Source organism: Mumia sp. ZJ430, assembly GCF_011751845.1.
Lineage (GTDB): Bacteria > Actinomycetota > Actinomycetes > Propionibacteriales > Nocardioidaceae > Mumia.
On the sequence record NZ_JAAHFK010000002.1, the window covers coordinates 674,561 to 684,748 of the forward strand.

At 68.5% G+C, this 10,188-nt stretch carries 11 protein-coding genes; 2 read left to right on the forward strand and 9 right to left on the reverse strand.

The features are described 5' to 3' along the window. Window positions 1-92: 92 nt before the first annotated feature. Window positions 93-1,820 carry a hypothetical protein gene (locus HCT63_RS09795; protein WP_167003625.1) on the reverse strand — a complete coding sequence of 576 codons (1,728 nt, stop codon included), beginning with the start codon at window positions 1,818-1,820 and terminating at the stop codon, window positions 93-95. A gap of 150 nt (window positions 1,821-1,970) precedes the next feature. Between HCT63_RS09795 and HCT63_RS09800 the strand changes: the two genes are divergently transcribed. Beyond that, entirely contained in the window at window positions 1,971-2,636 is a 666-nt protein-coding gene (locus HCT63_RS09800) for a class E sortase (protein WP_167003627.1), read from the forward strand. Window position 2,637: 1 nt separating this feature from the next. Next, entirely contained in the window at window positions 2,638-2,820 is a 183-nt protein-coding gene (locus tag HCT63_RS09805; RefSeq protein ID WP_167003629.1) for a hypothetical protein, read from the forward strand. A gap of 175 nt (window positions 2,821-2,995) precedes the next feature. Here HCT63_RS09805 and HCT63_RS09810 read toward each other — a convergent pair whose 3' ends face one another. The 8 genes from HCT63_RS09810 to HCT63_RS09845 are packed head-to-tail and all read right to left on the reverse strand — an operon-like array spanning window position 2,996 to window position 10,055. Further along, window positions 2,996-3,742: an arylmalonate decarboxylase gene (locus HCT63_RS09810; protein ID WP_167003631.1), complete on the reverse strand. Its 747-nt coding sequence runs from the start codon at window positions 3,740-3,742 to the stop codon at window positions 2,996-2,998. Beyond that, on the reverse strand, window positions 3,739-4,416 hold the full coding sequence (locus HCT63_RS09815) for a hypothetical protein (RefSeq protein ID WP_167003633.1): 678 nt from the start codon (window positions 4,414-4,416) through the stop codon (window positions 3,739-3,741). The genes HCT63_RS09810 and HCT63_RS09815 overlap by 4 nt, the downstream gene beginning before the upstream one ends. Then, complete coding sequence (locus HCT63_RS09820) at window positions 4,416-5,234, reverse strand: SDR family NAD(P)-dependent oxidoreductase (protein WP_167003635.1); 819 nt, start codon at window positions 5,232-5,234, stop codon at window positions 4,416-4,418. Before HCT63_RS09820 ends, HCT63_RS09815 begins: the two co-directional genes overlap by 1 nt. After that, window positions 5,231-6,208 carry a hypothetical protein gene (locus HCT63_RS09825; RefSeq protein ID WP_167003637.1) on the reverse strand — a complete coding sequence of 326 codons (978 nt, stop codon included), beginning with the start codon at window positions 6,206-6,208 and terminating at the stop codon, window positions 5,231-5,233. Before HCT63_RS09825 ends, HCT63_RS09820 begins: the two co-directional genes overlap by 4 nt. After that, window positions 6,205-6,984, reverse strand: a complete 780-nt coding sequence (locus tag HCT63_RS09830; RefSeq protein WP_208322358.1) for a hypothetical protein — start codon at window positions 6,982-6,984, stop codon at window positions 6,205-6,207. The genes HCT63_RS09825 and HCT63_RS09830 overlap by 4 nt, the downstream gene beginning before the upstream one ends. Next, window positions 6,981-8,207 carry an aromatic ring-hydroxylating dioxygenase subunit alpha gene (locus tag HCT63_RS09835; protein ID WP_167003639.1) on the reverse strand — a complete coding sequence of 409 codons (1,227 nt, stop codon included), beginning with the start codon at window positions 8,205-8,207 and terminating at the stop codon, window positions 6,981-6,983. Before HCT63_RS09835 ends, HCT63_RS09830 begins: the two co-directional genes overlap by 4 nt. A gap of 13 nt (window positions 8,208-8,220) precedes the next feature. After that, entirely contained in the window at window positions 8,221-9,234 is a 1,014-nt protein-coding gene (locus HCT63_RS09840) for an alpha/beta hydrolase (protein WP_167003641.1), read from the reverse strand. Further along, entirely contained in the window at window positions 9,231-10,055 is an 825-nt protein-coding gene (locus tag HCT63_RS09845; protein ID WP_167003643.1) for an oxidoreductase, read from the reverse strand. Before HCT63_RS09845 ends, HCT63_RS09840 begins: the two co-directional genes overlap by 4 nt. Window positions 10,056-10,188: the final 133 nt, after the last annotated feature.

Consider the following 10,188-nt stretch of genomic DNA (forward strand, 5'->3'; position numbering starts at 1 on the left):
GTGGTGGTCCGGGTGGGCGCCGCTGAAGCGGTGCCCACCCGGACCTGTACTACGTGGTGCGTGTCATGACAGATGACGTGTCGAGAGCAGGCTCACGACAGCGTCAGCGTGAGGAGGCCGGAGTAGTTACCGGCCGCCTGGCTGGAACCGACCTCGAGCGAGAGCCCGGCGTCGGCGACGGCGTCGCCTCCGCTGGTCCCGTTCGCGCCGAGGCCGGACGTCGCCACCGCGCAGAGCGGCAGGTCGGTCGAAGCATCGGCGAACGAGCCCGCTGCACCCGCGACGACGGTGTCGTCGCTGTTGGCCTGGGGCGCACAGGTGGGCGTCCAGGACAGGGCGGTCGGGGCGATGGTGAAGTTGCCACCGGCCGGCTTCGCGGGACCGTTGAGGCCCGAGAAGCGACCGACGAGCGACCAGCCGAGCGTGCCGCCGCGGTAGTCCTTCACCGTGACGTTCTGAAGGTCGCCGGTCGAGGTCTGGTCCGTGCCGTCGAGCGTGACGCCCGACATCAGGACCTTGCCCGCGTCCTTCGACATCTTCAGGTCGCCGGCCACGACGGTCAGCTCGACCGTCTCGAGCAGCGCACAGCTGCCCGTGGCCGCAGATCCCTGCTTCGCCGTGCAGGTGTCACCCGAGAAGGTGAAGGCCTGCGAGCCGAAGAGGGCCACCGGCGGAGGGCCGGCCGCGTGGATACGGCTCGCGCCGATGAACGCGGTCCCTGCATCGTTCACGATGAACGAGGCCGAGATGTTGCCTGCGGAGTCGGCGGTCGTCGAGACCGTCGCATCCGACGAAGCCGGCGGCGGGAACGGCGGGCCGTTCTTGTAGCCACCGACCGTCACCGGCTGGTTCGGATCCCAGTTGCTGCCGGTCACCGTGACCACCGTGCCGGCGCCACCGCCGACGACGTTGGTCGAGACGGTCACGTCACCGAGGATGGTGATCGGAGTCAAGCTCGTCTCACCACCCGAGGTGACCTTGATCGAGCGCGATCCCGTGGTCGGGGTCGCCCCGACCGCGATCGTGCCCGAGCCCGAGCCGTCGCCAGCGATCGTGACGCTCGACGACGTGGCGTCGCAGCTCGTCCCGCTGACGTTGCACAGCTCGACCGTGCCCGTCCCGGCCGCCGAGAAGTTCGTGACGCCGAAGCTGATCACGTCGTTCTTGCGCGCCGCGTTGGTCACCACCTGGTTGGTGATGCCGCTGACGGTGGCCGTCGGCCCCACCGCTGAGAAACTCGCGGTGATGTTGGTGTCGACCGGAGTGGTCGCCGGGTTGACCCCGCCGGCCACGCCCGTGCTCTGACCGTTGCAGTTGACGCGGGTCAGGAACGTCGGGATGTCGTAGATCACCTTGCGGAGCTTGACGGTGTTGGCGCCAGCACCCGTGATCGTAAACGTCCCGGTGATGGTGTCACCGGGGATCACAGCACCGCCACCGGCCGAGAACGCCTTCGTGATCGCAGGGAGGGAGACCCCGTTGACCGAGAAGTAGTAGTACGCCGTGCCACTGGCAGGCGGTCCACCGTTCTTCGGACCCTTGTCGAATACGAGCGAGAAGTTGCGTGTGCTGCCGACGGTGGTGCCCCCACTGGTGGTGAGGTTGTAGTCGGCAGCGCCATCACTCCACGGAGCAAGTGACGACGACGTGTTGCTCGCTGGCGTGGTGTCCTCGATGTCAGCTCCACTCGGTGGTGAGTAGACCCAGCATCCACCGGTGGGCGCGACCGCAGCAGCGGTCCCGGCTCCGAGGACGACTGCTGTCGTCGCAAGCATGCTGGCTCCAGCCAGCAGGGCGACGACGCGATTCTTCGATCTCATCTACCCGCTCTCCTTCTTCGGGTAGGGGGTCCCGAGAGACCCGACCTCAGTCGCAGTCCTGTCCACTGCATTGCACACATCCGGAGTGCAAGTAGGGATAGGCTGATTCACAGAGACGATATTGTCAATGATATATCCGAGAGGATTTTGATGAACCGGTCCGGCAACGTCGTGAGGACGCTCGCCCGAACCGCCGCGGAGACTCTGGTCACCGGCGGCGTCGTCGTGCTGCTCTTCGCCGTCTACCTGGTCTTCTGGAGCGACGTCCAGACAGCCGCCGCGCAGGTCGATCTGCGCGACGACTTCAAGCAGCAGGCGGCTGCCGTCCCCGCCACCTCCAAGGCGGCGCCGACCGCGCCCGTACGACCGTCCACCGGCGCCGGCGTCGCGGTCATGCAGATCCCCCGGCTCGGCGACGACTGGTCGTGGGTCGTGGTGGAAGGCGTGTCCGACGAGCAGCTCGCGCGCGGTCCCGGACGGTTCCCCGACACCGCCCTGCCCGGCCAGGTCGGCAACTTCGGCGTCGCCGGTCACCGGGCGACGCACGGCGAACCGTTCGCCCACATCGACCGCGTCCGCAAGGGCGACAAGATCTTTGTGGAGGCCGTCGGCTCGACCTACACCTACGTCGTCGACCGCACGGAGATCGTGGCACCGACCGCGGTCGGCGTCCTGTATCCGGTGCCCGACAAGCCGAACGCGACGCCACGCAAGGCACGGATCACGATCGTGACGTGCAATCCGCGCTGGGGATCCAGCGAGCGCTTGATCGTCCACGGCCGCCTGATCGAGACCCGCTCCGGAACGGAGGCATGACATGTACGCAGCACTCTGGCGCGTCCTGCCAGGACCGAGCGCCGTCAAGGCGCTGCTCGCCCTCACGCTCTTCGTCACGCTCGTCGCCATCTTGTTCCTCTGGGCCTTCCCTGCGGTGCAGCCGATGCTGCCGTTCGACCAGATCACGCTCGAGTCCGAGCCGACCTCGTCCGCCGCACCGTAACCTCCTGACTGGAACGCTGTCCCGCGTTTGGCACCTCTTGCCCGCGGACGTGATGCGGATGTGACCAGGCGTCACCCGCACGAGGATGCCCCCCGAGCCGCATGGCTCGGGGGGCATCCTCGCGTGGAACACCGTGCGAGGCCGGGCCGGGGGAACTCCGGCCCCACACGGAGGATCAGTGGTCGCGCAGCAGCGACCCGTAGCCGTGGATCTTGTCCTCGATGCCGTTCTCGCGCAGCGCCATCCACCACGTGGCGGCGTTGATGGCGACGACCGGCTTGCCCAGCCAGCGCTCGGCCTCGTCCGCAAGCTCGGCCATGCAGAGGTTGGTGCCGCACTGGACGATCGCGTCGACGTCGGGCTCGTCGACCTCGAGGATCGCCTCACGCAGCGTCTGCTCGCTCACGTGGGCGATCGCGACCGCGCTCTCGCAGCTGAGGCCCTTGATCTTGCCGACCTCGAAGCCGAGCTCGGTGAAGAACTTGCGGACGTTCTCGTCGCCGATCGGGGTATACGGCGTGACGATGCCGATCTTCTTGGCACCGAACAGCTGCAGCGCACGCTCGCAGGCCTCGGCACCCGTCGCGACACCGAGGCCACCGGAGAGGTCCTTGATCTGCTGGACGAACTGGCGGTTGCCTTCGACGCCGTCCCAGAAGGTCTCGGCGCTCATGCCCATGACCATGTAGTCGGGCTCCATCGTCATGATGCCCTCGACGCAGTCGGCCATCGCGGCGCGGATCTGCACGAGGAGGTTCTGCATGCCCTCGTCGTCGGCGATCCGGCCGTCGCGGATCAGGATCCGGCCGTAGTGGGAGGTGACGCCAGGAACCCGCATCGAGTCGAACTCCGGCTGGACGATCGTGTTGGTGCTCGGGGCGATCACCCCGAACTTGCGGCGGTAGCCGAGGCGGTCGGTCATGAGAGGGAGGCTCCTTCGGAGACGGAGGGACGCTCGGCGTGCGGGAGACGCCTGCTGAGCCGGAGCGCACCGATGAGGAAGCAGAGCTGGACACCGGTGTTGGTGAGCTGCTCGATCCATTGCAGCGCCTCGGTCTGATGAGGCCGAGCCGCCAGCGGAGGGAGCACGAGCGTGCCGACGAGATAGAAGAGGAACAACCAGCGGCCGAGCTGGTCACCGTGACGAGCGGCGAGCGCCGAGGCCATCGCCCCGACCGCAACCGCAGCGAGCGCCGCGATGGCGAGCATCGGGGTGAGGTTGCGCGCAGCTCCGGAGATGCACGCGCCGACGAACGGCACCAGGGCGAACGGCGCCCACGACACGACCTTGCCGACGTACACGCTCGCCAGGGCCCACGCGAGCGCGGAGAAGCCGATCGCGAGGCATGGGAACAGCATCTGCTCGAGGAACGGGATCTCGATGCACGGTCCGGCGACGAGCAGCTTCCAGACCGCCTTGCCGAGGCCACCGGCGGTGACGACGAGGCCGCCGAGCAGCGCTCCCACCCGTACGGCGGGGATCGACTTGCCCAGCGCTTGGGCGAGGACAACGAGACCGGCGCCAGCGAGCACGACGGGCGTGAAGTCCTGGATCGCAAGAGCCAGACCGTACTCGGTGCAGGGATCGATTGCCATCAGGCCTCCTCGCGCTCGGTCGGGGTGAAGATGTCGCGCTTGCGGAAGCCCGCGGTCATGAAGCGCCCCATCGCCTTCGACCGGGTCAGCCAGGCCACCCTGGCACCGTTCTTGCTGGCCGCAAGGACGCGGTCGGCGAGCCACGGCGTGACGGTCTCGACCCGGTCGCCGAGGATGTTGAAAATCTTGCGAGCCTTCTCGAACGCCTCAGGCTGCCCGTCGTAGTCGTCGACGAGGAGGTCGGTCGCGACGATGCCCGGGGAGAGGTAGCCGACGCGGACGTCGGTGTTCTTGGACTCCTTGACCAGCGCCGCGGTGAGATAGGTGACCGCGCGCTTGCTCGCGCCGTAGATCGCCATCCCGGGTTGGAGCTGCCCGTCGGAGCCGAAGCCCTCCATGTTCCAGATCCATCCGCCGCCCGGCTGCGCACTCAGGCCCGCCAGCGCGACGGTGCAACCGTTGATCGCACCGACGAGGTTGGTACGGACGACGGTGTCGGTGACGTCCGCCGAGATCTCCGGGAGCGGACGACGCGGCGCCGAGACGCCGGCGTTGTTAATCCACACGTCCACGCGACCGAACGTCTGCGACGCGTGGTCCCACAGCTTCTGCAGGGACTCACGGTCGGTGACGTCGGCAGGGATGCCGCTGATGCGGTCGCCACCGCGTGGCGCAAGCTCGGCGAGGGCGGCGTCGACCGCGGCCGAGGACCGTCCGCACACGACGACACGGCACCCTCGGTCGAGGAGCTGGCCGGCGAGCCCGAGGCCGATGCCCCGGGTCCCACCGGTCACGACGACGACCCTGGACTCCGTCACGCCGGCTCCCAGGTGAGCAGGCCGTGAAGGAAGTGGGTGGTGCGCTCGCCCGAGAACAGCTGCCAGACGACCGACAGGTCACGCGTCTGGGAGTCGAGAAGGAACTCGCGTCCGCGGATCTTCTCGACACCGCGCGCGTCGGGTCCCATGAGGTGCTGGGTGGTGAACAGCGCACGGCCGTACGAGACGGCGTTGCCGAAGACGTCGCCCTCGTACTGGGTGCGGGCACCGTCGCGGTAGCGCTCGAAGGTATACGAACGGTCGAGCGCGCCGCTCCAGGTGACGCGCTGGCGGGTCCGCAGGAGCGAGAGGGGCTCGTGCTCGATCTGCACCTGGGTCTGGCCGAGCGTCTTCTGGGTAGCCGCGTCCTCGACCGAGAGCGACCCGGTCCAGGTGCCCTTCTCCTTGGTGGGAAGCACCTGAGGCGTCGGGCCGCGCTGGGTCTCGGCCGCGATCCACTCGTCGACGAACGCCTGCGTCTCGGGGTTCGTGTCGTGGTCGAGCGTCCGCTTGTAGACGCCGTTGAAGACCGCGCAGACCGCCCAGCCGTCGTGCAGGACCGACGAGTAGACCTGCGTCACGCCGTCGGGGAGCACCTGGTTCCAGGTGCGCAGGTCGGCCTGCCAGCCCGGCGAGTAGTAGTTGGCCTCGACGAAGAACCCGTACGGCTGGCCGGTCCCGTAGAAGTCCGGACCGCAGTAGACACGATTCTCGTCGGAGTCGACGATGCGGAAGTCGAAGTCGGCGCCGAGCTGGAACCGGTTGCGCAGCGGGCCGGCGCCTTCGAGGGTCGGACGCATCCAGTAGCGCGCCACGCCGTCCTCGATGACGCTCGCACGTGCGATGCGCTCGAAGCCCACGTGGTTGCCCTCGGGGTCGAACAGCGCGGGACGGCCGTGCCACTCCCCCTCGATGCGCTGCTGCCACGCGCTCGTGTCGACCGACTCCTGGTCGGTCTCGCTGGTCGCCGTCACTTGCGCACCTCGTTGTCGAGCAAGTGCGCCCGGACGTCCTCGGCGGCGTCGTCACCGATGAGGCGAGCGACCTGCGCCCAGACCTTGTCGACCTCGGGGCTGAAGATGAGCGCCCGGTTGCGGGCGTCACGTGCCGGAAGGTCGGTGTCGGCCACGTCGGCCAGCACCTCGGCGGGCACCGACGCGTCGAGCAGACCGAACCAGTGCTCGAGGTAGGTCGTGACGGCGCTCTCGATGGAGACGAACGCGTCCGCGTCGGCGCGGTGCACGAGCATCCACGGCGACATCATGGCGTTCTGGCGAGGACCGATCGCGGCCTTGGTCAAGCCTTCCCAGGTCTCGACTTCCTCGTACGTCTCTGTCAGCGGCTCGTGCGCCCAGTCGAGGTAGGCCAGGTGCGTGCCCAGGTCGGCCCGCGGGATGAGATCGAGGTGGAACGCGTAGGTGCCCTGGCCCTTGACCGAGTCGAGCGTGAAGTGCGGGATCGGCAGTCCGTCACGAGCGAACGCGAACACCATGTGGCTGTCCAGACCGATCATGTCGACCGCGAGGCCCACGTACACGACCTTGCCGATCGGGTTGGAGTCGTCGGTCGGGACGAAGACGCGAACGTCACCCACGGGGTCCGGCGTCATCGGCGACGTGAGCGTACGGAACGCGGAACCGTCGTCGGCGGTCACCTCGACCAAGCCACGCTCGGCGACGATGCGCTCCCATGCGCGCTCGCACAAGCCGCGCGGAAGGCTCACAGACGCCTCGGACTCGGTGGTGCTCATGCGGGGACCTCTTCTTCACGCGTCGTCGTCTTGGTGCTGTCGGTGCGCGGGACGTCCCCGCGCTCTTCGCGCTCGACCCGCTTGCCGAGCAGCTCCTTGCTGCGGACCTCCTTGAAGTTCCACGCCGAAGCCAGCTCGGGGACCTCCTTGCGGGTCGGCGACGGGATCACGCGCGCCTCGACCCGGGCAGGGCCCTCGCCGACGATCGTGTTGCCCTCGACCGACCAGCCCTTGTCGATGAGCTCCTGACGGCGGCGGCGGTAGAGCACGGCGTTGTAGTCGCTCTTGACGTGCAGTTCTGCCGACAGGTCGAACGGGAGGAGCTCGGGGCGCACCCCGTTGACGACGGCCTCGTCCTCGTACAGCACCTTGAACACGCGGCGGCGCGCGTCACGGTCGGCCCACTTGCCCTTGAAGAACGTCCGCAGCGCGACGAACTTGACGAGTGTGGTCTCCTCGTCGATCGGGATGTTGACGTCGAAGATCTTGAGCTTGCCCATCGGGGTGTCGACCTCGAGCAGGATCATGTTGGGCAGCCACCAGGTGGTGGAGACCGGCACCTGCGGACGCTTCATGAGGTCCTTGGTCTTGTTGGGGTTGAGCATGCCCCAGATGCCCTTGGAGTTCGGCGGGTTGAGCTTGACCGACACCTTGCAGTGCCACTCCGACTCCTCGATCTCGAACTCGGGGACCTCCGGCTTCTCCTTGTTGCCGAAGACGCCGCCGTGCACGAACGGCGTGTGCGCGACGTCGACGCCGTTCTCGAGGATGCGCTCGTAGTTGGACTTCCAGAGGAACGAACCCGTGACCGCACGGTAGGTCTCGGTGTCGTCGATGGCCGACCAGTCGGGCAGCGGCGGGCGCTCGGCCTCGGGCAGGTCGCCCATGTAGATCCAGATGAAGCGGTGCTTCTCCTGGACCGGGTAGGCGTCGATGCGCGCCTTGCGCGGGATGCCCTTGCCGGGGTGCGCGGGGATCTTGCGCACGGACCCGTCGGGCTCGTACTCCCAGCCGTGGTACGGACAGACGATGCAGTCGTCCTTGACCTCGCCGCCCGACAGCGCCGCACCACGGTGCACACACAGGTCGGACATGGCGACGACGCTGTTGTCGCTCGACTTGCGGTAGATGACGAGCTGCTGTCCGAGAAGCTTGACCTTCTTCGGGGTCCCGGCGGGGAGATCCTCGCTGAACTCGACGGCGTACCAGAAATTCTTGAACATCGCGGGTCTCCTCCTAGCGTCGCCGAATCTCGGCGATCTCCGAGCGGGGCTGCTCCGCCAGCAGCTCCAGTGCGTTCTTGGCCTCGACATCCCCGCGCACGGTCGCGCGGAGGAACGAGGTGACGGTGGTGGCGAGCGCGTCGCGCTGGGCGGCGGCGTCACCGGTGGACGGGTCTTCGAGGAAACCGCGTGCCGTGGTGGGGTCTTCGGGGTGGATCGCGAGCATGTGCGTCGCGTCCGCGAGGTGGACGAGCCAGGCCTCGGTCGTCGACGGGAGCGCCCGCTCCCACGTCGCCGTGATCGGGTCGTGAGCGGGAGCGTCCGGGTCCTCGCCGTACCGGATGGCGCTGGCGGCGACCACACCGTCCGCCGTGCCGGCCAGCAGCATGACCGGTGCCTCGACCGGCGCCGGCAGCAGGGTGCTCGGCGGGTGCCCGAGCATCTGCGAGGCCTTCGTGTGGGCACCGTACGTCGCGACGGCGCGCACCTCGGGGAACCACTGCGGGCTCGCCGACTGCAGGGCCACGGTGCCGCCGGCCGAGTGACCGAACAGCGCGACGGCGCCGGTGTCGAGGAGCCCCGCGAGCGGGCCGGACTCCCCCAGCGCCGTGACGGCGCCGAGCACCGGACGCAACGCCTGGGTCGTCGGCCCGCTGCCGTAGGTGTCCGGGCCGACGGTGCCGAGGTCGACACCGGGCGTCAGCCCGTACTCGCCCGCGCTGTGCTCACTGGGAGGAAAGAGCTCCCCCACCCAGTCGTACGTGACCGCGACGAAGCCGGCCTCGACCAGCCGCACGGCCAACCACGCGTAGGCGTCGGCGCAGACGTTGACGCCCGAGAGGATCACGGCCAGCGGGTACGGGGCACCCGCCGGGTCCGCCGCGAGACGGCCGCTCATCCGCTCGGCCGTCGTCGTCGCGGGCAGCGCCGGGTAGCGCACCGTGACGTGCGCCGTGTCGTACGGAGCCTCGGCTCCCGGGATGCGGACGGCCGTGCGGAGCGCGCGGGCGAGGACGGGGTCGTTCATCGTGCCGAGTGAACCTCGTGCTCGTGAGCGCGCGGCAGCGTGCGGTCGCCGCCCCAGAGCGCACGGACGAGGCGCTGCGTCGTCTCGGCGCCGAAGTAACGGTCGCCCATCACGTTGGCGGGGTCACGCTCGGCGATGTTGCGGCGGATCGCCTCATCGTCGGCCGCCAGTGCGGCGCGCTCGGCGACCGGAACGGCCTCCGCGGCGTCGACCCACCCGAGCCAGCGGTCGAGGTGCTCCTCAGCGACCTCGGTCACGAGCTTGGTCATTTCCTCGCCGGCGGGCGCCATGTGGCAGAACGCGGTCGGCGAGAGGCCGGCGCGCACGAAGGCCGAACGGCTGACGAACGGCTCGAGGAAGCTCTCGTTCTGGAGCTGCTCCCAGCGAGCGTTGACAGGCTCGTAGTAGCGGTCGAACGAGTCGGTGTCGGTCACGAGATAGCTGCGCGGCACCGAGTCGAGGAAGAACCAGCCCTGCGGGAAGCAGCCGAGCGCCATGCCGAAGTGCGGGACCTTGACCTGCGGACCGAGCCAGATCGTCAGGTGGACGTTGCAGAACCCGGCGGTCGCGTTCTCCATGTGGGAGTGGACCATCCAGTCGATCTCGGGGCCGGCGTACGTGCGGACGCGGCCCTTGGCGCCGGTGTCACCGCCGAAGTCCTCGAGCGCCTCGGACGACGGGTCGCGCTCGAGCTCGAACCGCTCAGCGACCCGGTCTTTGAGACGCTCGACGAGGGCCAACCAGGTCGCGAAGGTCTCGCTGACGTCGGTCGGGCCCGACTCGTCGAGGTGCTCCTGCACGTACTTCAGACTCTGGCTCACGGGGGCTCCTTACGTGTCGTGCGACGTGATTCACGTTACGTTGAGACTATATATGATCTATACCCTGGACGGACAGAGTTCGGGAAGAGAATCTTGACCCGACCGGCGGCCCGCTCGGCGCTGATGTCCGGAG

Bases quoted from the DNA above. Each gene is read 5' to 3' on its own strand.
- HCT63_RS09795 (WP_167003625.1), bottom strand. From the start codon at position 1,820: ATGAGATCGAAGAATCGCGTCGTCGCCCTGCTGGCTGGAGCCAGCATG.
- HCT63_RS09815 (WP_167003633.1), bottom strand. From the start codon at position 4,416: ATGGCAATCGATCCCTGCACCGAGTACGGTCTGGCTCTTGCGATCCAG.
- HCT63_RS09830 (WP_208322358.1), bottom strand. From the start codon at position 6,984: ATGAGCACCACCGAGTCCGAGGCGTCTGTGAGCCTTCCGCGCGGCTTG.
- HCT63_RS09810 (WP_167003631.1), bottom strand. From the start codon at position 3,742: ATGACCGACCGCCTCGGCTACCGCCGCAAGTTCGGGGTGATCGCCCCG.
- HCT63_RS09840 (WP_167003641.1), bottom strand. From the start codon at position 9,234: ATGAACGACCCCGTCCTCGCCCGCGCGCTCCGCACGGCCGTCCGCATC.
- HCT63_RS09805 (WP_167003629.1), top strand. From the start codon at position 2,638: ATGTACGCAGCACTCTGGCGCGTCCTGCCAGGACCGAGCGCCGTCAAG.
- HCT63_RS09835 (WP_167003639.1), bottom strand. From the start codon at position 8,207: ATGTTCAAGAATTTCTGGTACGCCGTCGAGTTCAGCGAGGATCTCCCC.
- HCT63_RS09800 (WP_167003627.1), top strand. From the start codon at position 1,971: ATGAACCGGTCCGGCAACGTCGTGAGGACGCTCGCCCGAACCGCCGCG.